This is a genomic window from Bacillus sp. M13(2017), assembly GCF_002218325.1.
In the GTDB taxonomy this organism is placed as follows: domain Bacteria; phylum Bacillota; class Bacilli; order Bacillales; family Bacillaceae_G; genus Bacillus_A; species Bacillus_A thuringiensis_K.
Window position 1 is genome coordinate 123,357 of record NZ_KZ268504.1, and the last position, 25,232, is coordinate 148,588.

Sequence of the window (25,232 nt, forward strand, 5' to 3'; positions counted from 1 at the left end):
ACAGAAAGAGCATCCGGAAAAAAGGATGCTCTTTCTGTATTGATCATGTAGATTCTTTTTTGGGTGAGGTGAAAAATTCGTCGATTTTGTCGGAGAGTAGTAATGGAATGGCTCCTTTTATAACAGAAATGTCCCAGTCCCACCATGCGAGATTCTCTAGTTTGTCAATCGTTTCTTGCGGGAAACGATATCGAACAAATTTTGCAGGATTACCAGCTACAATTGCATACGGGGGTACATCTTTTGTAACAATGCTCCTGGCGCCGATAATGGCCCCGTTACCAATTGTAACACCAGATAAAATGCAGGATTGATAACCAATCCATACATCATTGCCAATTACGATATCACCTTTTGAAGAAGGGTGACCAGTAATATGTGCTCCTTCATCAAAAAGTGCATTAAATGGATAAGTTGTTATCCAGTCTGCTCGATGTTCACCGCCAAGTATGAAAACGACTTCTTCTGCTAAGGAACAAAACTTACCTATTTTTAATTTTGTTTCATCGTTCCAAGAAAAAATGGTTGGCCCTACTTTACTATAAGTATAATCACCAATATCATATTTATTATATTCAGGTTTTTGATTTAAATATAACATGCTTCTTCAGCCTCCTTTCTCAATTAAGCGATACGTATGGAATATTATATGCAAGATGTAGTAATGTGAACTGTATTAATAGGTGAAATGAACAAAAGGGAGTGGGATGTATGCGATACGAAATGGGTTTATATAATAAACCGTTTCAGTCAATTCAATCAGGAAAAAAAGTATATGAAGTACGCCTATACGATAAAAAACGTCAACTAATAAACAAAGGCGATGAAATCGTATTTACGAATCTTACGACGACGGAAATGATGACGGTAAAAGTAACGGAAATAAAGCGATACGAGAGCTTTAAATCTATGTATGAACAAATTGATAAAAAATTATTGGATTGTGAGAATGATAGTTTAGAGGAAATGTTAGAAAGTACATACAAAATATATACGAAAGAACAAGAAAAAGAGTGGGGAACAGTCGCGATTCGTATTGAGGAAATAAAATGATAAGAAATCGCGGGGCGGCTATCATTGTACAGGAAGGGAAAATTGCTCTTATAAAACGTATTCGAGAAGAGGAAACATATTATGTTTTTCCTGGCGGAGGGGTTGAGGAAGGTGAAACGCCTGAAGAGGCAACGAAAAGAGAGGTATATGAAGAATTAGGGCTACATATAAAAGTGGAGCACCTTATTGCAAAGGTAAAATATAAAGGAAATGAATATTATTATGATGCCTATATTACAGGCGGAGTGTTCGGAAGTGGAACAGCTGAGGAATTTCAGCGGGAAGGTAGAGGAAGTTATATTCCGTTATGGCTACCGATAAACGAGTTGGAAAAAGTGAATATAAAGCCTTATGAAGTGGTCGGAAATATATTTAATCATTATAAAATATAACGTCTGACAACATACAAAAAAAACCATTGACATAGGCTTCTGATTTAAGTATTGTATTCGAGTATGTTTATAATCAGGAGGTTTATATGAGCAATCAAACTACTACACATCATGTGAAAATGACAACAGCGGATCCATCTGGAATTGGTCTATTTGGATTAGCGATGGTAACACTTGTAGCATCATCTCAAAAGTTAGGCTTAACAGATGGCGTTTCACTTGTATTACCGTGGGCAATCTTTTTAGGAGGATTTGCACAAATCTTTGCTTGCATTCACGATGCAAAGCATAACAATACATTCGGTACGACAGCATTTGGTGCGTACGGCCTATTTTGGTTAGGTGTTGGAATGACTTGGTTAATTCAACTTGGAGTATTTGGCGAAAAATTAGCACAAGCTGCAGATTCAAAACAGCTTGGTGTAGCCTTTATCGGATATTTGATTTTCACAATCTTTATGACGATTGGTGCAATGGAAACACATAAAGTATTATTTATGATCTTTGTCCTTATTGATTTCTTATTTATTGGTCTTTCATTAAGTACTTTAGGTGTTATGCCGCACGCAATGCATAATTTAGCAGCATATTCTGAACTTCTTATTTCATTATTATCTTTCTATGGTTCAGCAGCAGCAGTGTTAAATACACACTTTGGAAAAGTTGTTTTACCAGTAGGAAAGCCTTTTGGTATTTTTAAAAAGTAATAAAAAAGCACAGATGATTGTATAGTCATCTGTGCTTTTTTATTTATCCCGCTATTTGCCGGACAGTAAGACCCCCCACCTCAAAATTCAGTGGAAGCAAAGAAGTTAGGTGAGGGCCCTGCTGCCCGTAAAAGTCCGATTGGTTCAACTAATAATGAGTGGGGGATGAACAAAACTCCTACTCATTAAAGTTTCACTTTATTTGAAATAAGTAATGTAAATAAAAGTAGAAAAAATCAATTGAAATTGATTCTCATTATTAATATAATGAGAATGAGAATCATTTATTGTAAGAGGGGGATGCCGAAGTGGCGAAAATTTTAATAGCTTATGCAAGTATGTCAGGAAATACAGAGAGTATTGCTGATTTAATAAAAGTTAGTTTAGATGCTTTTGATCATGAAGTAGTATTGCAAGAGATGGAAGGCATGGATGCTGAAGAATTATTAGCTTATGATGGAATCATTTTAGGATCTTATACGTGGGGAGATGGTGAACTACCATTTGAAGCGGAAGATTTCCATGATGACTTAGAAAATATAGATTTATCAGGGAAAAAAGTAGCGGTATTCGGATCAGGAGATACGGCGTATGAACTGTTTTGTGAAGCGGTAACGATATTTGAAGAGAAACTTGTAGAACGTGGTGCAGAGCTTGTACAAGAAGGATTGAAAATTGAATTAGCTCCAGAAGATGAAGAGGATGTTGAAAAATGCAGTAATTTTGCAATTGCATTTGCTGAGAAGTTCTAAGAATGGGAGTGTCAACGTGGAGACAATGTTAAGTGCAACTGCTATTACAAAGTTAAGAGATGGAAAACTGTTGTTAGCTACTACATATAATGGCTTATTTATTGAACAAGACGGAGAATGGAAACGAATTTTAAATGGTTTTCAAAAACGAATTAGGGATTTACATAGCGAAGATAATGTAGTTTATGGTGTAGGTGACGAAGGGATTTTTATTCGTAGTATGAATGGTGGAGAGAACTGGACAATTCAGCGTTTTCCAACAAAAGCAACGAGTTGGAATGTATGTAGCAATGTACAAGGAACTGTCATTGCTCATGGAGAAAAAACGCTGTATCTTTCTAATAATTTCGGTTCGACATGGGAGACTATTCATCCGTTTCTTGAGTATGGCAGTGCGGCACCGTCTATTCGATCGTTATTTTTATATAAGCATTACTTATTTATTGGTACGAAAATACATGCTAAATATGGTGGTGTTTGGCTCTTTGATTTGAAGACACGTAAATTAAAGAGGATTAAAATTGCGATAAATCAAATGATCTCCGCGTTGACTTTACACAATTCTTATTTAGTAGCGGCAAGTGGATCGTGCAAGGGAGTTAGCGGGAATATTTCTTATTGTAAAATAGATGAAAGTATTGCGAGTGAAAAAATATATTGGCATACATGTCAAAGTGAGCAGAAAGCAAGTAGTTATTTAGACTTAAGTGTAGATCAACATGTTTTATATACAACTTCAACACAAAATAAGGCGGGTATTAGTAGTGTGTGCCGTGTGCTTCTTGACGAAGGTATTGTTACAGTATGTGATTCAGTTAAAGGGCACGGATGGCGCATTGTTAATCAAAAAGATGGTTATGTAGTAGCCGGATCAGGCGAATTAAAAGCAATGCAGTGGGAACGAAAAATAATTTAAGAAAAAAACTTTACTTTTATTATATTGATATGATATAGTATATTTAAACCATTTTACTTTTAATAATATAGAGATTTAAATGAGCTGTAACTTCCGAGGAGGATAGCAATGTTAAATCTCCTCAGGGGTTGCAGTTTTTTAATATCTGGCTTATTATTGTAAGGTGGTTGAAAATGAATATGTACATATAGGTACATTGTAGGAGGATTTTTTTCATGCAAAACGGTAAAGTAAAATGGTTTAACTCAGAAAAAGGTTTCGGTTTCATCGAAGTTGAAGGCGGAGAAGACGTATTCGTTCATTTCTCAGCTATCCAAGGCGAAGGCTTCAAAACTTTAGAAGAAGGTCAAGAAGTTACTTTCGAAGTAGAACAAGGTAACCGTGGACCTCAAGCTACTAACGTAAACAAGAAGTAATTTTTGAAAAAAGAAGGGCTCGCCCTTCTTTTTTTTTGCATTTTTATAGATGTCCTCCTACTTACATATCATAACAAGACTGAATTTTCATTTATTTTTTTGGGTATTTTTGTATAAAGTACATGAATAAATAAATACTGAAAATAAAGTGTTTGTGTGAAAAGGAATTTAGAAAGAGGTAAATAAATTGAAAAACGCTACACATTACATTGTGTTTGATATTGAGAGGAATTTCAGACCGTATAAATCAGAAGATCCGTCAGAAATAGTTGATATCGGAGCTGTAAAAATAGAAATAGGTACAATGAAGATAATCGAAGAATTTTCGGAGTTAGTAAAACCAAGTGCACGATTAACTCGTCATACAACAAAATTAACCGGTATTACGAAGAAAGATTTAATGGGTGTAGAAAAATTCCCTCAAATTATAGAGAAATTTATTCAGTTCATCGGCGAAGATTCTATATTTGTTTCATGGGGAAAAGAAGATTATCGTTTTCTATCTCATGATTGTACATTACATGGTGTTGAATGCCCAAGTATAGAAAAAGAAAGTAGAATTGATTTGCAAAAATTTGTTTTCCAAGCATATGAGGAATTGTTTGAACATACGCCAAGTTTACAATTTGCGGTAGAACAGCTCGCTTTAACGTGGGAAGGGAAACAGCACCGTGCTTTAGCAGATGCCGAAAATACAGCAAATATACTTCTTAAAGTGTATAGTGAGAGAGATATTAATAAGCGATACAAAAGACATGGTGAACTTGAACTTGTAAAAAACGGAAAACTAACAGAAAAAGCGAAAAAAAAGATGCGAAAATGGGTGTTTAAAGAACTAAAGAAAGATACAGAACGCCTTTTTGAATGGAGTACATTTGAAAGTAGTGACACGTGGGAAAGTATAACGGAAAGATATTATATAAGTGAAAATACAGTAGAACTGCTGAAAAAACATTTTCGTACGGCGGTTAGAAAAGCGGAAAGGCAGATTAGATACTTGGCTGAAATGGAGGAGAATACAGAGGTTAAATGAATTTCTTCTCCATCTCTAACTACATACATGTAATAACAGCGTATTGATATTAAATAGGCATCAACTTGTTGTTGTGATTGCGCATTATAATGGCTTAGGGAGTGTTAAGATGTAATAAGAGTTTTAAACCGTATTAATAAAATAAAAATATATATAAAGAAAAGAGTGTAGTTTAATGGAAACAATCTTTAACATTTTAACTGTTTTAGTTTTTGGGATAATATTTACCACACAATTAGTATTAACTACACTTTCTTTCATAGTAAAGAAGAATTGGAAAAAACTTAATATCTCTTTAAGTTGTGGTGTATTAAAGTTTAAAATAGAAGAGTAAGATTGAGTTTTGTACAAGGGAGGTGTGGTAGTGGTAGACTTGGATATTAAAGATGTCACAGTAAAGATGGAATTAAACGGTGTCTTTTGGAATGAGGATGGGATTGCTGAAATGAAGGTGACTACAAAAGAAGAGCATTCTTTTATTCTTCGTCTAGTAGTTGATTTAGAAAGTAAAACTATTAGGGCGACGAGTGCGGAAATAGTGAATGGATTCTGCCCTCTGTGCAAACAGAAAAAGGACGAATGTAGTGAACTTAATGACTTGCAAAACAAAATGGAAATTTTAGAAGAAGCCTACGATTGGGTAAGAGAACATCCGGAATATCGTTTTCAATTATCTTTTTACGAGTACAATAAATTTGAGGTAGTGAAGTGAAGTTTTAATTTTGAGAACATACATAGTGACTAAAAGGAACAACATAAAAAACTTATAGAAGGGTTTAATCAACTAGAAATATTGAAGCAGATATCTTTAATGGAAATACGCTTGTATAACAAGGAAAGAATCTACTTGATTCTGCAACAAATTTCATCTTAGATTAAAAAATTTTAAACATAAACATATTTTGCTATAAAGCAGAGCAACCGATTCTTAGTAGAATCGGTTTTTAATATAAATGTCAACTAAGTCTAAAATAAAAGAGCGCTTGTTAAAAGCGCTCAGTAAAAATAGTTATATGGAAGTATTTATTCAATACCGCTCGGATCAAACGAATACTGCTGCTTATTCTCAATCCGCTCAATCACATCTTGCAGCTCATCTGGCTTCAGAAACTCAATAGGAGAGAAGCCTTTTTCAAACGTAAGTGTGTCTGCTTCAATCATAAGTACATATCGGTCATTTACCTTCGCAATATGTATTTGATCCCCGAAATCAGCAAGCAGGGCCTTTACAGAGATATGGTCTGCTTTTAGCTTTAATTCCACTTCAGGAGCGTGCTCGACGATTTGAGCGGTTGCTTCCATTACCTCTTCGGTTGAAAATTGTTCCATAATTTCGCGTTTCGGACTGGCAGCCCATACTTCCATCGCTTGGTCGAATTGTTCGCGTTCTTCCGTACCTTCTTCAAATACATCTTCAATTTGGTCGTATACCATGTCCATTACCTGTGTTTTCATAATTTCAGGCATAGAGCGTTCATATTCGACAAATTTTAAGAAGTCTTCGAAGTAGCGGGCATGTGATGCTTGGTGTATTTTTAGTTCGCCTACTTCAACCATACCTTCTTCAGGCATGTACGGATATTGGATAGATTTCATATTCTTTGTTGTGATGGCCATTTCAACGTTACGAATCAGTGTTGATTCATCAGAAATAGAAGCCACCTTTGGTTCGAAGTCACATTTCATTACGAATACGAATGGATCATCAAAGTATTTGCGTAGTTTTGCCTGTGCAATTAAAAATACACCTCCGCGTACAGCGCTTGTGTCAAGATATGTATAAACGAGAGGTTCGCTCATATCTTTAAAGCTTTCCTTTGTTTCTGCAAAGCGAATACGATTAAAAAGGTTGTAATGAGGGTTTGAATCCAGTTCGTGTCCTTCTTCTACAATAAAGCGACCAATCTTTGTTGGGGCTTGTTCTGTTTTTGCATGACGTTCTACTTTTCGCTTTGATATTTTTAATAACTCACCATTCAAAAATTCTTTTAATGAGCTATCTTCATATTCTTCAGCGTCTAAAGTTTGAAAATGTTTGTAGCGTTTATCAACTGCTTCACCTTTTCCTTCTACTTGTACAACATAAAAGGAAAGATAATTTATTTCAAAATCCATATTTATCACCTTGTTTCATTTCATTAACTCTTATCAGTATAGAGATGGAAAAAACTTTCGTCAATTTATATAAGGAAGGGGGAGCCCCTTCCTTATATAATTTTTATTTTCTCGATTAAAATCCGTCTTCTAATGCTGCGAATGGAATGTTTAGTCTGTTTTCTACTGTGCGTAAACGTTGGTTTAAGCGGTTTAGTCTACGTGTATGGCGCTCAACTGTATTTTCTAGTCGACGTACTCTTTGTTCAAGCTCATTTACGCGTCTTTCTAATTGACGATTTCCAGTGCCAGGAAAAGAGATTGGAAGTTGGAATTGTCTATTTTGGTCATATGAATTCGTTTGCTCTGCTTGATCTATATAAGATTGGTATTGTGCTTGTAAGTCATACTGTGGTTGTTGGTACGCATATTGATTATATGGATCATATGGATTGTAGGGATACATAATAACATCCTCCATTTCTTTAAAATAGGTTGAATTCACCATAATGTATGTGCAAAAGCGGAGCGGTGACACGGCAAATACCTATTTATATTGAGGGATTTCTCTTTATCGTGCTATTTGCTGGGCAGTAAGACTCCCACTGATTAAAGTTTCACTTTATAAAAAATAGCTTGAGGGTTTTTAATTTGTATTTCTTTTGGTTAATGGTATATACTGGATAAAAGGGGAGTTTACATAAAAGTTACAATTCTATCAAGCTCAAACTTTTATGTAAATATGTATAGACATTTGTAAAAGAAAAGAGTAATTTATATAGAGTGAAAAATAACTTGTAACATTTTATAAACATATTGTAAAATGATTGTAACAAAACATACATAAAAATGAAATAAATACATAATAGTGATGTTGGGGAAAGGGAGAGAGTATATTGTTCCGTAAAGTAAAGGGTATATTAGTTGGGGTGTTATGTGTAGCTATAATGAGTGGCTGTGGTGCAAAAGTAAGTGATGTTGCATTGGTAAGTGATATTGGTGGGCACACTGTAGAGGCTAAAGCAGAAGTGCAGAATACTATTAGTTTAGTTGATGGTCGAACTGGTACTGAAGTGAAAAAATTAGATTTATCTAGTTTAGGCTATTTTGAAGATGAAGCGAAATTTAAAAAGTCTGTAACAAAGGTTGTTGGTGAGGTTGGAAAAAGCGTCGACAAAAAAATGGTTCCTTCACGTATAGCACTTGATGGAAGTTGGCAAGAAGGAAAACCTTCTTATGAATTAATGGAAAAAGAATTAGTAGATAAATTGTTAAATGTTGGTATGTGGGATGCTACGTATCAGTTGCCGATCGTGGAGAAAAAACCAGTCGCAACATTAAGTGATGCGCAAGGAAATGGTACGGTAATTGGTAGATATGAAACGAACTTAGGTGGTTCAACAGGTGGCCGTATTGAGAATATTCGTTTGTCAGCAGCGAGCATAAATGGAGTTGTGCTAGCAAAAGGAGACCGTTTCTCTTTTAATTCATTAATCGGTGATACAACACCAGATAAAGGATATCAATTAGGGAAAGAAATAGTTGATGGTAAATTAGTAGATGGATATGGCGGTGGTGTTTGTCAAACATCTTCAACTTTATACAATGCAGCAGATCAAGCTGGCCTGAAAATGGTGGAGAGAACTACACATTCTAAAACGGTAGGTTATGTTCCACAAGGAAGAGATGCTACAATTGCATATCCATATTTAGATTTAGTATTTGAAAATACGAATGATGCACCTGTGAAGCTTTATATGGGCATTCAGGGTGGAAAGCTAGTTGCTGAAGTACATAAAATGAGATAAGAGTTAAAAAGCCACCTTTTCTAAAAGTTAAAATGAAGTGCACCCCAATTGTTAGACACAGTCTAACAATTGGAGGTGCATTTTTTATTATGAAAATAAAAATGTATGTAAATTCTGACTTTTATTATTTACATAGGATGATTTTACTTGTATCCTTCATAGTAACGGTTATATGTAATGGGGAAATATAGGGATAAGGAGATGAAGTTATTCATGGTACAAATTCATCCGAAAACACGTATTGGTCATGTTGAATTTAAAGTGAAAGATTTAGAGCGTCAAATTGCTTTTTATGAAAATGTTGTAGGCTTAGAAGTAATTAAGCAAGAGGAAAATAAAGCATATTTATCTGGAAAAGGTGGAAAGAACGCGTTACTTGTTCTTGAAAAGTTAGAGGAAGGGGTACTGCAAGAACCGCGTACGACTGGTATATATCATGTAGCCTTTTTAGTTCCGACTCGTGAAGCTTTTGCTTCTGCGCTATTTGGGGTTCTTCGTAATAAGAATGTAATTGACAGCCCGGCTGAGCAAGAAGGGCGTTATACATATTCAAATGAAATTTTACCAATTTCAAGGTTTAATAGTGCAAGTGATCATACATATAGCGAAGCTTTTTATTTGCAAGATTTAGAGGGGAATGGTATTGAAATTTATGCAGACCGTCCGCGCGATCGATGGGGAGAAGGGCCAGGAGGAAGTACACCACTTGATTTAAAAGAATTGGCAACACTTGTTGATTATGAGTTTGCTGGTTTGCCTGCTAATACTGTCGTTGGGCACGTACATTTACGAATAGCTAATGTAGAGAAATCACATGAATTTTATGTGGAAACAGTAGGTTTTGAAGTACAACAGCGTGAAGAGGATTGCTTATTTATTTCAGCAGGGGGATATCATCACCATATTGGTGCAAATACGTGGAACGGAGTAAACAATCCACATCCACCAGTACATGCAACTGGACTAAAGGTATATGCGATTGTACTACCGCATAAAGAAGCATTAGATGAAGTGAAAGAAAGATTAATAGAAAAACAACATGAAATAAATGAAACTACAAATGGGTTTGCGGTGGTAGATCCAAGTGGTATTACAGTGCAGTTTGAAATAGAAGCAGTGTAAAAGAAGCGAGAAAGTGTATAATCACTTTCTCGCTTTTTTGTGATCATTCATAGCTCAATCCAATATCTTCTTACTACATTCCCATCTTCCTCAGTGAAATCATCATTACGAATCCCGCCGTTATGTAAAATTGTTTTTTCAGAAGCGGTATTCACTGCGTCGCAAACGACAAGTACTTTCGTGATGTCTAATTCCTTCGTTTTTTCTAATGATAATGCTAGTAACTTCGTAGCATAACCTTTTCTTCTTTCAGAAGGGCGAATGCCATAACCAATATGACCGCCAGCGTTAAATAAATGTTCGGTTAAACTATGACGTATATTAACAACTCCCACAATTTTATTTTCATCTGTAACAAGCCAATATGTAGAGTCTGGTACCCAAGTTTCAGGGATATTTATTCCGTTATGCGCATCGAGAAGTTCTTGAACCATAGCTGGGAAGTTGGCAGGATTTTTTGAGATAACCCACGGGATCATTTTTTCATCGCTATCTTTCCATTCGTTATAGAAATCTAAGTATTCTTCTTGTAAATCAGTAGTAGGTGTAAGTAACGAGACGTTCATTGTTAGTAAGCTCCTTTATTTATGTAGTTTTTATAAAAAATTATGACACAAAATGAAAGCGTTTTCCGGAATTTCTCAACCTAATTTCATGTAATCCACCTTTGGTTTTTTAGAAAATTAGTGAAGGTTTAAAATTAGGAGTTATTTATTTTATGTTAATATTTAAAATATTAACATAAAACGGTCGGAGTATTAAGTTTATTTTAGTGATATTCTTTCATATTGATAAATGGATATTTGTGATAATTTTTGTTTTATCTATCTATAATGAATGAAAGGGGGAAGTGCCCGTGAGTGTAGATTTTGATTTTATTATACGAATCGGTGTTGCTGGCTTGTTAGGAGCAATGATTGGTATTGAAAGAGAAATTCGATCGAAAGAAGCTGGATTAAAGACTCATTTCCTCGTAGGGGTAGGAAGTGCGTTAATAATGGTTGTTTCGAAATATGCCTTTTCAGATATTGTGTATGAAGAGCATACGTCTCTAGACCCAAGTCGGATTGCAGCGCAAGTCGTTAGTGGAGTTGGTTTTTTAGGTGCAGGCACAATTATTATTCAAAAACAGGCGGTGAAAGGATTAACGACCGCGGCTGGTTTATGGGCTACTGCCGGCATAGGATTAGCAATTGGAGCAGGAATGTATGTAGTAGGCATTGGAGCGACGATTCTCGTTTTAATTGGTTTAGAAATTGTAAGTCGTATTTTTAAGGTGCAATTTTTATTTCCACAAAATATTACAGTGCAAATGTTTGTAAACAAACATGAAGCGGTACAACAAGTATTGGAAACACTACAAGTGAAAGGCATCCCAATACTCTCATATGAGGTGGAAGCTTCACAGCAAGGTACAGAAACTGTTTATAAGATAGGGATGCAACTGAAAAATATATCGTCAGAAGAACAGAATGAGTTTATTCAGCATATGCAAACATTACCGGAAGTTACGTTTATAAAGTTAAAATCATAGTGTTGAAAATGAGGATAGATGTAGCAGGAATTTTGCTATTATCTATCTTTTTTTGATATAAAATGTACGGAAAGTCAAGCGTTAATTTTACATGGAATGAATACATGTGTGAACGTTACCTTATTTTTTCTCAATACAGGACATAAAGTGAAAATAGTAAAATAATGGAGCGGGACACTAAAAATGTAAGGTAGGGGAGAGCATGAAAGGCTATTCAAAGAAAATGTTAGTAGGGGTAAGTTTTGCTAGTTTAATGTTAGGGAGTTTTCAAGGGGGAAGTTTGGCAGAAGATACTAAGGGAGAGCAAGTTTCTTATCGAAATGTGCTCAAAATGGAGCCAGTCGGTGTACAACTACCAGTACAAGAATTAGCTCATTCATCGAAAGTGCTCGAAAGCAAGTCTTTTGAGAAAAGGCTACAATTTGCCGATTTATCACAAAGACCACCTGAGGTGAAAAAAGAAAGTAAGCAATTAGCTGTAGCGAAAACTTATACAATTGCTGAATTAAATCAATTAAGCAATCAGCAGTTAGTAGATTTACTTGTAACAATTGATTGGGAGCAAATTACGGGGCTATTTCAGTTTAATACAGACAGTCTAGCATTCTATCAAAATGATAGTAGGATGCAGGCGATTATTGATAAATTGAAGCAGCAAGGACAAGCCTATACGAAGGATGATTCAAAAGGGATTGAGACATTAGTGGAGGTATTACGTTCAGGATTTTATTTAGGATTTTATAATTCGGAACTTAGTAAATTAAATGAACGGGGTTATCATGATAAATGCTTACCCGCATTAAAAGCGATAGCTAACAACTCAAATTTCAAGCTGGGTACATTAGAGCAAAATAGAGTGGTATCATCATACGGAAAGTTGATAGGAAACGCTTCGAGTGATGTGGAAACGATAACATCGGCTGCAAAGATTTTTAAACAATATAATGATAATTTTTCTACATTAGTAGATAATCTTTCAGCTGGAAATGCTATTTACGATATTATGCAAGGTATTGATTACGACATTCAATCGTATTTGTACGATACGAGGAAAGAACCGAAAGATACAGTATGGTATCAGAAAATAGATAGTTATATTAATGAACTAAGTCGTTTTGCATTAATGGGAACGATTACAGAAAAAAACGGTTGGCTTATTAATAATGGCATTTATTATACAGGTAGACTCGGTATGTTCCATAATACAGGAACGAAAGGGTTACAAGTTGTAACAGATGCGATGAAAATTTACCCGTATTTAGGGGAGCAATATTTCGTAGCTGCTGAGCAAATCGCAACGAATTATGGCGGAAAAGATGCAAATGGTAACGTGGTGAATTTAGATCAAATAAGAGAAGAGGGAAAGAAAAAATATTTGCCAAAAACGTATACGTTTGATGATGGGGCAATTGTTTTAAAAGCTGGAGATAAAGTGACAGAAGAAAAAGTAAAACGTTTATATTGGGCGGCAAAAGAAGTGAAGGCACAATTCCATCGTACGGTTGAAAGTGATCAACCTTTAGAAAAAGGAAATCCTGATGATGTATTAACGATGGTTATTTATAATAGCCCAGCAGAATATCAATTTAATCGTCAATTGTACGGTTATGAAACGAATAACGGTGGTCTTTATATAGAAGGAACAGGTACGTTCTTTACTTATGAGCGTACGCTAGAAGAAAGTATTTATAGTTTAGAAGAATTATTCAGACACGAGTTCACGCATTATTTACAAGGTAGATATGAAGTACCAGGGTTATGGGGACAAGGGAAAATATATGAAAATGAAAGGTTATCTTGGTTTGAAGAAGGGAATGCTGAATTTTTTGCAGGGGCAACGAGAACGGATAATGTTGTACCGAGAAAGAGTATTATAGGAGGAGTATCTTCAAATCCAGCAGAGCGTTATACGGCAGAGCGAACGTTAAATGCAAAGTATGGAACGTGGGATTTCTATAATTATTCCTTTGCTTTACAATCGTATATGTACAATAAGAGATATGATATGTTCGATAAAATACATGATCTTATTAGGAAAAATGATATAACAGCATATGATGCATATCGCTCTACATTAAGTAAAGATGCGAATTTAAATAAAGAATATCAAGATTATATGCAAATGCTAGTTGATAATCGTGAGAAATATAATGTGCCATTAGTATCAGACGATTATTTAGCGAATCATGCATCGAAGCGAGTTTCAGATATTGCGGCAGAAATAACAGCGGAAGCAAAATTGAAAAATGTATCAGTGAAGAAAAATAAATCACAGTTCTTTAATACATTCACACTACAAGGAACATATACAGGAACTACAGTAAGAGGAGAATATGAAGATTGGAAAACAATTACACAAAACGTTAATGATACGTTAAAACGTTTAAGTGCAAAGGAATGGACAGGCTATAAAACAGTAACAGCATACTTCGTAAATTATCGCGTGAATGCATCAGGACAATTTGAATATGATGTTGTGTTCCACGGTATTAATACAGAAGAAGGTGCAGAGAATAAAGCACCAGTTGCAGTTATAAACGGTCCGTATAGTGGAAATGTAAATGAAGCAATTTCATTTAAAAGCGACGGATCAAAAGATGAAGATGGGAAAATTACTTCATATAAATGGGAGTTTGGTGATGGGGCAGTAAGTAATGAGCAAAATCCAATTCACGTATATACAAAAGAAGGAACGTATACGACGAAATTAACGGTAACAGACGATAAAGGAGCAACTAATACTGCTACAGCGACTGTAACTGTTCAAAAGAAAGAAGATAACAGTGTAGAAAAAGAACCGAATAACTCATTCCAAACAGCAAACAAACTGCAGTTAAATCAAGTTTTACGTGCTAGTTTAGGAAATGGCGATACAAGTGACTTCTTTGAAATTAATGTGGAGACTGCTAAAAATCTTCAAATTAACGTAACGAATGAAAATAATATTGGAATGAACTGGGTACTTTATTCTGAAGCAGATTTAAATAATTATGTTACGTATGCTCAGCAACAAGGGAATAAACTAGTAGGTAGTTACTACACGTATCCTGGAAAATATTATTTACATGTGTATCAGTATGGCGGGGGGACAGGGAATTATACGGTGGAAGTGAAGTAGTAAAAGGGTAGTTGCCTTTTTCAATGAATGGAAAAAGGTCTGTACTTTAATGGAAAAACAGCTGCAGGAAATGTCCCTAATGATAATAACAAATTAAGTGTCGCGAGATATTATATTTACATTAAACAAGTCTAATCAGTAAATGAGATAAAATCGATGAACTAATATTTCATCACGATGTAAGAAAAGTTATAAATATTAAGTGTTTTTAATTGAATTAAACTAAAGGATCAGAGTATATCTGTAACAATAGATAAGCTCTGATCCTTATTAGTTTTAATTAACACACATAAATTTAAGATAATTAATAAGTAAGCTAGCTAGCTAACGGGATTCTTAAAATGCGCTTATGTAATTAACTAAACAGAAAATTGTTATCACGTTAGCAAGGGATACTAATAGAAAAGCGTGTCCCTTTCCCTAATTCACTCTCTATTTCTATATCTCCGTTTAATTCTCTAATAATACTATAAGCAATCATAGTACCAAGCCCAGTTCCTTTTTCTGTTGTTGAATAGAATGGCAAAGCAATTCGTTTTATTTGTTGAGATGACATCCCAATTCCTGAATCAATAATATCAATTATGATATTTCCTTTTACTTTTTGTATATTTATTTGTAATAATCCACCATTTTTCATAGCTTCAATTCCGTTTTGGATGATGTTGTTTAGACAGAGTTTGAATTTTTCGGGGTCCCCATTTATATAAAAGGAATCTGTACTATTTTGTTTGATTTCAACTTTGTATGATAGAGCGAGTGGTGAAATAGTATCTTTCACCTGATTTAAAATGTGATTAATATCTATTTTTTCTTTTAGGGTGTTCTGTGGTTTGGTTAAAGATAAATAGTTATTAATAGTAGATTGTATTTGCTGCATTTCAATTAACATGATTTCTAAGTATTGATCCTGAGAAGGCTTAGAGGCATGTTTTTCATTTAATAATTGAGTGAATCCATGTACCGTGGTTAGTGGATTGTGGATTTCGTGTGCAATTGAAGCTGCTAGTTCGCTAGCTATATAAAATTTTTCAGCCCGTTGCAGTTTTTCTTTCATTTTATATTTCTCAATCATTTCCTCTATAAAATAAACTGATAATAATAATGTGAAAATATTAATGACTATATAATTTAATAAAAATTCTATGAGAGTAGAGTCTATTTTACCTCCTGTATTTATTTGAGTTACAATACCGCAAATAGAAAGTGAAGCTGTACATACTAAAATAAGAAGTAAGCTTAGTGATATCTTTTTTTCTTTAAAATACATAGGTAATAAGTAACGAAAGAGCATTGTTATACCCAAAATAATAGTGAAGATAATAAATGATGGAAGAACGCCATTTCCGCCTAAGTAAAACCGATAAGAAAGATATAAAATTCCTATAAAAACAATGTTTTTTGTATTTCCATATAGAAAAACCAATATTATAGGAATAAAACGTAAATCATAAATAAATCCGACATGTAAATGAAAAGGAAAAGTCATACAAAAAATAATAGCAATGGAGGAAAGGATAGAAAATAACATATTATTACATGTTATTTTTTCTTTAAACTCTAGCCAAAATACGTGATAGCTAAGGATACAAATTATTATAATAAAGGTATTTAATAAAAGAGTAGAAATTCCCATAGTTTTGCATCTCCGATAGTTTGTAAGTAGAATTATGTATGAGTTGGACATAGATGTTTAGTATTAGTAGACTTTTTATTTAAAAAAGGAAGGGTACTTGAAAAGTGCTGTTATATTACTCGTATTAAAATTGATAAGGAAAATAGAAAAAAATAATAGATAAAAAATCTATTTAAATTTATGTACATATGAAATCATAAACTAACTTTTGTATAGGTGAAATTTGGATTGAGTTACTGATAAAATAAGTCTTTTTAAGTATGAATATTCTGTAAAAATGATATGCGTGGTGACTCCTGTTTTGTAGCCTTCGTTATATTAACATGGAATATATCAAATTACAAAGTGAAATTTTAGAAAAATTTTATTAGTACATTTTATCTGAAATAGAAATGCTATTTATTTGATTATTTTGGTACTTACTCGTATAAAACTTTGTTAGAAAAAGACTTTAAAATTTACATGTTTTTTATGAAGTGTAATATTGTAGCTTTATCTATGTGGCTTTCTCAATAACTATTAAGGTGAAAAGTTAAGATATATAGGTTTATAGATATGAATTATTACATAAAAACGCACTTAAAAAAGGATGTATGATGGTAATAGAATACAAACATCAAGGGGGAACTTAAAATGAAGTTAAATAAACTAGTGCTTAGTTGTGGAGTAGTTTCAGCATTAACACTTGGTGTGTTAGGGAATAATACTTATGCTGAAGAAGTACACAAAACGAATGATCCAATTCATTTAGTTGAACATGTTTCTGCAGACTTATTATTAACTCAAACAATGGATTATAGCGGCGAGGCTGTAACTTCTTTCGTATATGATGGGAGTACTGACTTAAGCTTCTCTATGAAAAATAATGGTCAAAATACAATGGGATATAGTGTAAAAGGTCCAAATACAGAGCTAATTGTTGGTGGTTATATAAAACCTGGAGAACAACAAATTAATGTTACAAATGTACGGAATGCTTTATCTCCATTACCGAATGGAACATATAAAATTTACGTTTCAAATGATGATGGTTCTAAGGGGCAATTCCAAGTTTCAGTAAGATCTATGAATTAAATTTAAAACGCTTTGTTTTTAAGTTAATTTAATCTTTGCTTATTGGAAAGAAGCTAAAATGAATTGAGAATTACCGATAAAAATGAAAACGAGCACCTTATCTAATTGTGAGAGGGTGTTCGTTTTTTGCTATTAAACAGAAAATAATTATAAATATATTTTGATATCCCCATTGCTAACCTACTAGATTGTGTCAACGAGAGAATGTCTACTATAAAAGATATTAAAATAAAGATGATGTAACATTTAGCTACATTATATGGGGAAATAGAAAAACCACTCTTATATGAGTGGTTTTTAGTAATTATTTTTAGGTTATACATTTAAAATTAGACTAAGTTATAGAAATAATAAACATTTTATCCGTTGTTATTATTTTGGTTCTGGATAATGATTGTAGTATGAGATTCTAATAAATTCTTGGTAGACATTTGTTAATTTGGCATCTCTAAGAGCATCGTTGAATTTTTGCATACGTACACTCCCTTGAGCGTAGCCTCCACCTGGAGTATAAGGGTTTTTAGCTTCAAAGTCATCCAAAAATACTTTTAATTTTTTATAGTCTTGAGATTGATAGAAAGCCACGGCCTCTTCAGGAGTGACATCAAAGTAAGAGGATGACGTTAAGTTATAAGAAGCTGCTTGAGCAGTAGGTGCCTCTAGCATAGTTGCAGCTCCACCGAACATAGTAAGCGCCATAGAAGATACAATAATTTTTTTAAACATAATAAAACCTCCATGTAGAATATTGGATTAATAGTAATCCTGTAATCATTATAGTTACATCGAAAATGATTATCAAATGCAATATTGCATAATATATCCCGCTATTTTTGGGCAGTAAGACTCCCGCCCAAAAATTCAATGAAAGCAAAGAAGTTAGAGGGGAATCGGGCGGATTAAAGTTTCACTTTATTCTTTGAACAAGAAGTCACCTTTATATTTAAATGGAGGAGTGTAATAGATTAAAAGAGGTGTATAAATTACTCAGATTAATAAGAAAGTGAAAAGGCTATTTTTAATAGGGGGAAAGCTTAATAATTGGAGTAAAGGAATTGCTATTTATATATTTAACATACATATTTGTCTTTTAAATTGTAGGCATGTTTTAGAATTTGTATATAGTAAATTCGTTAAAAAACTTGATAAATAATAAAATGTGTAAATTTTTTGACTATTTTATTAAAATTATTTAATATTTGTAATTTATTGTTTTATAATGATAATTGGGTCGATCGTGAATGTTTTAGATATTGCGATATATACTCGAATTAATTTATTCTAGGGAGGTTACAAAATTGGGTAAGAGAGTCATTATAAGAGTTTTTACATTATTATCAGTACTGGTATTATTCCTTAATGTATTTTTACCTAGGGCTAGTGCAGAGGTTATGACGCATGAGAAATATTCAATGGACTGGAGTTATAGTAACAGTCTAGCTAAGTACATTCGCACTGAAATGATTAAAAATTCAAGTGGTCAAATTGCTTATTGCTTAACTCTTGGATTAAAATCACCAAATGGTGAAGATCTTCCTGAAATGGGGAAAACAGATAATGTAGTATATAGAGTCTTATTAAATGGTTTCCCGCAAAAAAGTGCTGAACAGCTGGGAGTAGCTAATAAAAATGAAGCGCATTATGCAACGCAACTTGCGGTTTGGAATGCATTAGGTCAACTCGATGTAAATGAATTAAAACATGAGAATAAAAATGTTGAAAAAGCAGCTAAGGCTATTATTAGTAATGCTAATAATAGTGAAGAGACTCAAGATGTTTTTATGAATGTGATTCCTGCTGAAAAGCAAAAAGCAGAATTAAAGGGTGAATTCTTCGAAACAAATCTATATTCAGTACAAACAAATGCTAAGAGTGGTTCTTATAAGGTAGTAGCGAAAAATGCACCTAATGGAGTTAGAATTGTTAGTGAAAATGGAGAAGTGAAAGATCAGCTTTCAGTTGGAGAAAAATTTCGTATCCAAATTCCTAAGAATACAAAAACGGGTGAATTTAATTTAAGTGTTGCTGCTAATTTAACTAAAGTTCAAGCAATTGCTTACCGTGGTACGGATACTGTTCAGAATGCTACAGTACTATTAGAAAGAAATGAAGAAAAGCTTAGTAGTGATCTTGCAGTAAATTGGGAAGCAGCTGGTTCTTTAAAAATTAAAAAGGTTGGAGAAAATGGAGAAGTTTTAGCTGGTGCAGTATTTGAGGTCTTTAATACAAATAATGAATCAGTCGGAAAAATCACGACTGGTGCTGATGGTATGGCAGAATTAAACAACTTACCAATTGGTACTTACACATTAAAAGAAATTAAAGCACCAACAGGCTATGTTTCAGATGATAAACCACAAACTATTGAAGTTAAGACAGGAGAAACAGGAGCTGTCCAAATAGTAAATAACAAAGTAAAAGGTAACATCGAAATTAAAAAGCTTAGTGATTCAGGAAAGATTTTACCAAATGTTGAATTCACAGTCTTCACTGAAGATGGAAAAGAAGTGAAAAAAGTAGTAACAAAAGAAAATGGAATTGCAAACGTTGAAGGTCTTACGTATGGTAAATATTATTTCTTAGAGACAAAAACACCTAATGGATATGTTGGAAATAAAACAAAGTATCCTTTTGAAATTAAAGAGCACAATAAAACACTTACTTTTACAGTGGAAAATACCGAAGTGAAAGGTAGTGTAAAATTACTAAAAGTAGATAATGAAGATATTAGTAAAAAATTAGAAGGTGCAGTATTTGAATTGAAAGATGAAAGTGGAAAAGTAGTTGGGAAATATAAGACAGATAAAAATGGCGAGATTAACGTCAAAGATTTAGCGTATGGTAAATATTCATTTGTAGAAAAGGCTTCTCCAAACGGTTACGTTCTTGTTAAAGAACAAATCGTGTTCGAAATAAAAGAACATGGGAAGATTATTGAGTTATTGGCAGTTAATCATCTTATCAAAGGTGATCTAGAAATTACAAAGGTAGATGTGGCTGATGGAAATAACAAGCTTCCAAATGCAGAATTTACGATTTATAACGAAGTAGGAAAAGAAGTAGTAAAAGGAAAAACAGACGATAAAGGAATCGCTAAATTTGAAAAATTACCATTTGGAAAATACACATATAACGAAACTATTGCACCAAAAGGCTATGTATTAAATGAAGAAACGTTCTCTTTTGAAATTAAAGAGAATGGTCAAATCATTAAACACATTGTCAAAGATGAAAAGATTCCTTCAATAAAAACAACAGCTACTGATAAAACAGATGGTACAAAAGAAATGCACACGTCTAAGTCTGTAACAATCCAAGATAAAGTGGAATACAAAGATCTACAAGTAGGTAAAGAGTACACTTTAAAAGGTAAATTAATGAATAAAGAGACTAATAAACCATTAGTTGTAAATGGTAAAGAAGTAACAGCTGAAACGAAGTTTACACCAAAAGAAGCAAATGGTTCTATTACATTAGACTTTACATTTGATGCAACTGGTTTAGAAGAAAAAGAAGTAGTAGTATTCGAAGAGTTACTGAAAGACGGAAAAGTTGTTACGACACATGCTGATATCAATGATAAAGGTCAAACAGTTAAGTTCGTTAAGCCATCAATAAAAACGACAGCTACAAACAAAGCTGATGGTGGAAAAGAGATTCATTCAAAGGATTCTATCACTATTCAAGACAAAGTAGAGTATACTAACTTAGTTGTAGGTAAAGAGTACACTGTAAAAGGTAAACTAATGAACAAAGCTATTAACAAACCATTATTAATTGATGGTAAAGAAGTAACAGCTGAGACTAAGTTTACTGCAAAAGAAAAGAACGGTTTTGTAACATTAGACTTTACTTTCGCTGGTGCTGAACAGCAAGGAAGAGAAGTAGTCGTGTTTGAAGACTTATTACATGAAGGTCAAGTAATTGCAACTCACGCTGACATTAACGATGTAGGTCAAACAGTTCGATTTGTAGAACCGTCCATTAAAACGACAGCTACAAACAAAGCTGATGGTTCTAAAGAGTTAGACGTTTCTAAATCTGTAACAATCCAAGATAAAGTGGAATACAAAGACTTAATCGTGGGTAAAGAGTACGTTGTGAAAGGCAAACTAATGGATAAAGCAACAAACAAACCATTATTAGTTGATGGTAAAGAAGTAACAGTAGAATCTAAGTTTACTGCTAAAGAGAAGAATGGTTCTATCACATTAGACTTCATATTAAATGCTTCTGAACTACAAGGTAAAGAAGTAGTAGTATTTGAAGAACTGTATCAAGATAATATATTAGTAGCTATTCACGCTGAAATTGAAGATAAGGGGCAAACAGTGAAATTTAAAGAGGTAAAGCCGGAACAACCTAAACCAGAACAACCAAATTCAGATAAAAATACGCCAACACCAGAGCAACCTAACGAGCAAGTAAAAGAACAACCACAACTTAAGAAAGAAATTCAATCTAAAATTGGATGGTTACCACAAACAGGTACTAATCTTACAAGTTGGATCTCTATGGTTGCAGGAGCATTACTATTAATTGTTGGTGGAGTGATTTTCTTAAAACGTAAAAATGCATAGAAATTAAAAAATAAGCACATCTGTTTTTATAACAAGATGTGCTTATTTTTATCATTTTAGCTAAGAAGACTCCTATATTTAAGCGTGAATGGCATTTAAAATAGCAACTTTATTTGTAGTAAACAATACATAATTTTGTTTTACTGTTTTAATTAAAATACGGTCTGTTGTCCCATAAGCTGTTCCAATACATATTACATCTACTTCTTCAACACCAGCATAGGTAGCATCTTCGGTAACCTCAATCACATCACGTAATGGAATTATAATCTCCGCCAATTGCCATGAAATAATTAACTCTTCATTTGTTTTTTTTACATTAATGCCTAGCATTATACCAAGACCTTCCAATAATAATAATATGCTATACTTCTGATCTTATTATATAAATTTTTAGATTATTTATCTATATATAGGAATAGAATTTATTTCTATTTGTGAGCATCTTAATGATGTCAAACAAATAGAAGGATATACAGTCTTTCTATTAAGAAATATGTTAAGAACAAAATTTTACTTCAAATTAATATGAATTTGATATGGTTGAGATATTATGAACGAGAAACAGTAAGAGTTGCAGGAAGGAAATGAATAATGAGACTTAAATTAGTAGGGATTTTCATTTGTGTAATTATGATGTTAGGTATCTTTATAATTTACACCAATCAATCTATTGCTAAAGAACCAGATAAGATGAACTATGAATCTCGTGAAAACTTCATAAATAAAGAGAAAGATAGTAGAGGAAAAAGGCAATCAAAATACAATGAAAGTTCTTTTGCTAGTATACAGGCTGTAGTTAATAAGGAATATGGATTACCCGAAGACTTAGTGGACAGGATTGTTACTGCATTAACAGATAAACCTAATGTGTAAATTATTCAGTGTTTATGAATTCTATTATTACTATTTAAAGCCTAATTTCTCAATGTATTGTAGAGAAATTAGGCTTTTTTTATCAATTCATTAAAGTTTTTATAATTCAAGGACTCAAGTTAATGATTATATTTTCAAGTATTCGTTTTGAGCTACATAGATATAGTTTTCGTTGCAACTGTTTGTTGAAATATTTTATCATGCTCAACAATAACCATTGTGGGATTAAATTGTTGAATAAGTTCTTCAATCTGCATACGGGAATAGATATCTATAAAATTTAGTGGTTCGTCCCATATATATATATGAGCTTTTTCACATAAACTTTTAGCGATAAGCAGTTTTTTCTTTTGTCCACCAGAATAATGAGATATATCTTTTTCAAATTGAATTCGGTCAAAGTCCATCTTACTTAGGATGGACTTAAATAAGGTTTCATCAATCTTGTGCTCTTCAATAAAGCCTGATAGCGATCCCTTCAAATGAGAAGTATCTTGTTGGACATAGGAAATGATGAGTCCTGTACCTAAAGTAACTAAGCCTGTATGCTGTATCGGATGTCCTAGAATTAGTTTTAGGATACTACTTTTTCCGCTCCCATTCGTTCCATCAAGTACAATTCGGTCACCTTGTTCAACTATGAAGCTAATCGGCTCATTCACAATTTGATCATTGTACTTAACGGACACGTCAACTAAAGTAACCAATTCATTTGATTTAAATTGTAGTTGTTCCAATTTTAATGACTCAGTTTTTTCCACATTTTTTAGTAATTTTGATTTTTCCTCAATAGCTTTTTGTTGCCTTGATTCAAGGTTTTTTGCTCTTTTCATCATCTTGGCTGCTTTATGTCCTACAAACCCCTTATCCAACTTAGAGCCTGAATTCCTCGTTCCATTTTTTGAAGCTTCCACGTCATTAGACCAACTTGCTGAACGTTTGGAAGACTGTTTTAATCGCCCTATGTCTTTTTGTAGACGCTCATTTGTAGCCTTCTCGTGTTCTTGCTGTCTATCAAAATTTAACTTCCAAGAAGAATAGTTACCACTTTGAACTTCAATATTTGCTCTATTAATAGATAGGATATGGTCAACGCACCCATCTAAAAATATTCTGTCATGTGAAATTAAAATAAATCCTTTTTTCTTCCTTAGATAATCGGAGACTATCTTTCGTGCATCTGTATCTAAGTGATTTGTTGGTTCATCAATTAATAGAAATTGACCCGCATTTAAAAACAGTGCAGCAAGCAACACTTTTGTTTGTTCCCCATTTGATAATGTTTTAAATGGTCTGTACATGACCTCAGCATCAACATTTAAATAGGATATCTCACGTAGAAGTTCCCAATCTGCGGCTTGGGGACAAATTTCTTCAAGGATTTCATGAGTGAATTTGTTCTTATCTGAAACAGAGTAGGGGAAGTAATTGAATTCTACTGAAGCAAGGATTTTCCCGCTATACTCATAATTCCCTAACAATAAATTAAAGAATGTCGTTTTACCTCGTCCGTTTCTACCAATAAATCCTAGCTTCCAATCCGTATCTATTTGGAAGTTTACACTTTCAAAAATATTATCAAAGCTACCTGGGTATGAAAAAGTTAAGTCTTGGACCTTTATCATTGACATAATAATTCCTCCTTTATATATCGAAACGTTTCATATAAAGTCGGAACATCCATCCATTTTTTAATTCCTCTATATAAGTTTGATGGATATTAACGACTTATATAGAGCATTACATGTGTAACAATAGTATCTGAAGTACTCATTTTTCTCGCTCCTTTATTTGTGAAGTACATTTAACAATTAGTAAGTTTCAACTAAGACAAACGGGAATAAAAAAATCCCCCAATTTGTAATCGGAAGGATTAGTCTTTCGTCTATACTTAATAAGTACTTATTAATCATTTGAATCATGACAAATAAAGTATGAACTGAATTTTAAAAATGGATAGACTAACCCTATATTTTGTAGTTTGAAGTTATAAAATTCAACTTAAAATATAAATTAGTTAATCATTATTCATCCATCATTCCTTTCATAATTCTATTTTTAGAGTAACATTCTTTTTAGGGAGATGCAATATTAGCTTCAATTTCATCTAATTCTAAATCA

Annotated in this window: 22 protein-coding genes and 1 pseudogene; 15 read left to right on the top strand and 8 right to left on the bottom strand. The window is 33.2% G+C overall.

Annotated features, from left to right (window positions below):
- Positions 1-43 precede the first annotated feature (43 nt).
- Positions 44-601, bottom strand: a complete 558-nt coding sequence (locus CGQ22_RS14265) for a CatB-related O-acetyltransferase (protein WP_000966299.1) — start codon at positions 599-601, stop codon at positions 44-46.
- Positions 602-711: 110 nt separating this feature from the next.
- Between CGQ22_RS14265 and CGQ22_RS14270 the strand changes: the two genes are divergently transcribed.
- The 8 genes from CGQ22_RS14270 to CGQ22_RS14310 all read left to right on the top strand — a co-directional run bounded on the left by CGQ22_RS14270 (position 712) and on the right by CGQ22_RS14310 (position 5,981).
- Positions 712-1,053, top strand: coding sequence for an ASCH domain-containing protein (locus CGQ22_RS14270; protein ID WP_001268365.1), 342 nt, complete (start codon positions 712-714; stop codon positions 1,051-1,053).
- On the top strand, positions 1,050-1,445 hold the full coding sequence (locus CGQ22_RS14275) for an NUDIX hydrolase (protein WP_000620833.1): 396 nt from the start codon (positions 1,050-1,052) through the stop codon (positions 1,443-1,445). Before CGQ22_RS14270 ends, CGQ22_RS14275 begins: the two co-directional genes overlap by 4 nt.
- Positions 1,446-1,531: 86 nt before the next feature.
- On the top strand, positions 1,532-2,152 hold the full coding sequence (locus tag CGQ22_RS14280; protein ID WP_000070938.1) for an acetate uptake transporter: 621 nt from the start codon (positions 1,532-1,534) through the stop codon (positions 2,150-2,152).
- 308 nt (positions 2,153-2,460) lie between these two features.
- Positions 2,461-2,904 carry a flavodoxin gene (locus CGQ22_RS14285; protein WP_001062755.1) on the top strand — a complete coding sequence of 148 codons (444 nt, stop codon included), beginning with the start codon at positions 2,461-2,463 and terminating at the stop codon, positions 2,902-2,904.
- A 16-nt stretch (positions 2,905-2,920) separates the two neighbouring features.
- Entirely contained in the window at positions 2,921-3,820 is a 900-nt protein-coding gene (locus CGQ22_RS14290) for a WD40/YVTN/BNR-like repeat-containing protein (RefSeq protein ID WP_000449488.1), read from the top strand.
- Between the two features lie 215 nt (positions 3,821-4,035).
- Positions 4,036-4,236, top strand: coding sequence for a cold shock-like protein CspB (gene cspB, locus CGQ22_RS14295; RefSeq protein WP_001179150.1), 201 nt, complete (start codon positions 4,036-4,038; stop codon positions 4,234-4,236).
- 187 nt (positions 4,237-4,423) lie between these two features.
- Positions 4,424-5,269, top strand: coding sequence for an exonuclease (locus CGQ22_RS14300; protein ID WP_000786428.1), 846 nt, complete (start codon positions 4,424-4,426; stop codon positions 5,267-5,269).
- A gap of 364 nt (positions 5,270-5,633) precedes the next feature.
- Positions 5,634-5,981, top strand: coding sequence for a hypothetical protein (locus tag CGQ22_RS14310; RefSeq protein WP_000227979.1), 348 nt, complete (start codon positions 5,634-5,636; stop codon positions 5,979-5,981).
- Positions 5,982-6,292: 311 nt separating this feature from the next.
- On the opposite strand, the gene CGQ22_RS14315 is transcribed toward CGQ22_RS14310, so the two are convergent.
- Both CGQ22_RS14315 and CGQ22_RS14320 read right to left on the bottom strand, forming a co-directional pair.
- Positions 6,293-7,384: a DUF3900 domain-containing protein gene (locus tag CGQ22_RS14315; RefSeq protein ID WP_000345055.1), complete on the bottom strand. Its 1,092-nt coding sequence runs from the start codon at positions 7,382-7,384 to the stop codon at positions 6,293-6,295.
- A 115-nt stretch (positions 7,385-7,499) separates the two neighbouring features.
- Complete coding sequence (locus CGQ22_RS14320; protein WP_000283713.1) at positions 7,500-7,829, bottom strand: hypothetical protein; 330 nt, start codon at positions 7,827-7,829, stop codon at positions 7,500-7,502.
- Between the two features lie 430 nt (positions 7,830-8,259).
- Here CGQ22_RS14320 and CGQ22_RS14325 point away from each other — a divergent pair, with 430 nt between their 5' ends.
- Positions 8,260-9,171, top strand: coding sequence for a VanW family protein (locus CGQ22_RS14325; protein ID WP_089148870.1), 912 nt, complete (start codon positions 8,260-8,262; stop codon positions 9,169-9,171).
- 213 nt (positions 9,172-9,384) lie between these two features.
- Positions 9,385-10,293 carry a VOC family protein gene (locus tag CGQ22_RS14330; protein ID WP_061884464.1) on the top strand — a complete coding sequence of 303 codons (909 nt, stop codon included), beginning with the start codon at positions 9,385-9,387 and terminating at the stop codon, positions 10,291-10,293.
- 47 nt (positions 10,294-10,340) lie between these two features.
- On the opposite strand, the gene CGQ22_RS14335 is transcribed toward CGQ22_RS14330, so the two are convergent.
- A complete protein-coding gene (locus CGQ22_RS14335) occupies positions 10,341-10,859 on the bottom strand; it encodes a GNAT family N-acetyltransferase (RefSeq protein WP_089148871.1) in 519 nt (172 codons plus the stop codon).
- A 290-nt stretch (positions 10,860-11,149) separates the two neighbouring features.
- Between CGQ22_RS14335 and CGQ22_RS14340 the strand changes: the two genes are divergently transcribed.
- Together CGQ22_RS14340 and colA are read left to right on the top strand one after the other, a co-directional pair.
- Positions 11,150-11,827, top strand: a complete 678-nt coding sequence (locus tag CGQ22_RS14340) for an MgtC/SapB family protein (RefSeq protein WP_089148872.1) — start codon at positions 11,150-11,152, stop codon at positions 11,825-11,827.
- A 202-nt stretch (positions 11,828-12,029) separates the two neighbouring features.
- Complete coding sequence (gene colA / locus CGQ22_RS14345; RefSeq protein ID WP_089148873.1) at positions 12,030-14,945, top strand: collagenase ColA; 2,916 nt, start codon at positions 12,030-12,032, stop codon at positions 14,943-14,945.
- 382 nt (positions 14,946-15,327) lie between these two features.
- Here colA and CGQ22_RS14350 read toward each other — a convergent pair whose 3' ends face one another.
- The gene (locus tag CGQ22_RS14350; protein ID WP_000513015.1) at positions 15,328-16,581 is read right to left on the bottom strand and encodes an ATP-binding protein; all 1,254 of its coding nucleotides are present in this window, start codon (positions 16,579-16,581) and stop codon (positions 15,328-15,330) included.
- A gap of 633 nt (positions 16,582-17,214) precedes the next feature.
- Here CGQ22_RS14350 and CGQ22_RS14355 point away from each other — a divergent pair.
- On the top strand, positions 17,215-17,655 hold the full coding sequence (locus CGQ22_RS14355) for a hypothetical protein (RefSeq protein ID WP_000773515.1): 441 nt from the start codon (positions 17,215-17,217) through the stop codon (positions 17,653-17,655).
- Positions 17,656-18,027: 372 nt separating this feature from the next.
- Here CGQ22_RS14355 and CGQ22_RS14360 read toward each other — a convergent pair whose 3' ends face one another.
- Positions 18,028-18,381, bottom strand: coding sequence for a hypothetical protein (locus CGQ22_RS14360; protein ID WP_000473480.1), 354 nt, complete (start codon positions 18,379-18,381; stop codon positions 18,028-18,030).
- 572 nt (positions 18,382-18,953) lie between these two features.
- Here CGQ22_RS14360 and CGQ22_RS14365 point away from each other — a divergent pair.
- A complete protein-coding gene (locus CGQ22_RS14365) occupies positions 18,954-22,235 on the top strand; it encodes a VaFE repeat-containing surface-anchored protein (RefSeq protein WP_061884459.1) in 3,282 nt (1,093 codons plus the stop codon).
- Positions 22,236-22,313: 78 nt separating this feature from the next.
- On the opposite strand, the gene CGQ22_RS14370 is transcribed toward CGQ22_RS14365, so the two are convergent.
- Positions 22,314-22,568, bottom strand: coding sequence for a SunI/YnzG family protein (locus CGQ22_RS14370; protein ID WP_061884458.1), 255 nt, complete (start codon positions 22,566-22,568; stop codon positions 22,314-22,316).
- 261 nt (positions 22,569-22,829) lie between these two features.
- On the opposite strand from CGQ22_RS14370, the pseudogene CGQ22_RS14375 reads away from it, so the two are divergent.
- Positions 22,830-23,063: pseudogene (locus tag CGQ22_RS14375) on the top strand (hypothetical protein); the annotation flags it as partial.
- Between the two features lie 200 nt (positions 23,064-23,263).
- Here the strand turns inward: CGQ22_RS14375 and CGQ22_RS14380 are convergent.
- Positions 23,264-24,742, bottom strand: a complete 1,479-nt coding sequence (locus CGQ22_RS14380; RefSeq protein WP_000061799.1) for an Lsa family ABC-F type ribosomal protection protein — start codon at positions 24,740-24,742, stop codon at positions 23,264-23,266.
- Positions 24,743-25,232: the final 490 nt, after the last annotated feature.

Excerpts from the sequence above, each read along its gene's own strand:
- CGQ22_RS14350 (WP_000513015.1), bottom strand. The coding sequence starts at position 16,581 with ATGGGAATTTCTACTCTTTTATTAAATACCTTTATTATAATAATTTGT.
- CGQ22_RS14330 (WP_061884464.1), top strand. The coding sequence starts at position 9,385 with ATGGTACAAATTCATCCGAAAACACGTATTGGTCATGTTGAATTTAAA.
- colA (WP_089148873.1), top strand. The coding sequence starts at position 12,030 with ATGAAAGGCTATTCAAAGAAAATGTTAGTAGGGGTAAGTTTTGCTAGT.
- CGQ22_RS14315 (WP_000345055.1), bottom strand. The coding sequence starts at position 7,384 with ATGGATTTTGAAATAAATTATCTTTCCTTTTATGTTGTACAAGTAGAA.
- CGQ22_RS14370 (WP_061884458.1), bottom strand. The coding sequence starts at position 22,568 with ATGCTAGGCATTAATGTAAAAAAAACAAATGAAGAGTTAATTATTTCA.
- CGQ22_RS14355 (WP_000773515.1), top strand. The coding sequence starts at position 17,215 with ATGAAGTTAAATAAACTAGTGCTTAGTTGTGGAGTAGTTTCAGCATTA.
- cspB (WP_001179150.1), top strand. The coding sequence starts at position 4,036 with ATGCAAAACGGTAAAGTAAAATGGTTTAACTCAGAAAAAGGTTTCGGT.
- CGQ22_RS14320 (WP_000283713.1), bottom strand. The coding sequence starts at position 7,829 with ATGTATCCCTACAATCCATATGATCCATATAATCAATATGCGTACCAA.
- CGQ22_RS14360 (WP_000473480.1), bottom strand. The coding sequence starts at position 18,381 with ATGTTTAAAAAAATTATTGTATCTTCTATGGCGCTTACTATGTTCGGT.
- CGQ22_RS14280 (WP_000070938.1), top strand. The coding sequence starts at position 1,532 with ATGAGCAATCAAACTACTACACATCATGTGAAAATGACAACAGCGGAT.
- CGQ22_RS14335 (WP_089148871.1), bottom strand. The coding sequence starts at position 10,859 with ATGAACGTCTCGTTACTTACACCTACTACTGATTTACAAGAAGAATAC.
- CGQ22_RS14270 (WP_001268365.1), top strand. The coding sequence starts at position 712 with ATGCGATACGAAATGGGTTTATATAATAAACCGTTTCAGTCAATTCAA.
- CGQ22_RS14275 (WP_000620833.1), top strand. The coding sequence starts at position 1,050 with ATGATAAGAAATCGCGGGGCGGCTATCATTGTACAGGAAGGGAAAATT.
- CGQ22_RS14265 (WP_000966299.1), bottom strand. The coding sequence starts at position 601 with ATGTTATATTTAAATCAAAAACCTGAATATAATAAATATGATATTGGT.
- CGQ22_RS14380 (WP_000061799.1), bottom strand. The coding sequence starts at position 24,742 with ATGTCAATGATAAAGGTCCAAGACTTAACTTTTTCATACCCAGGTAGC.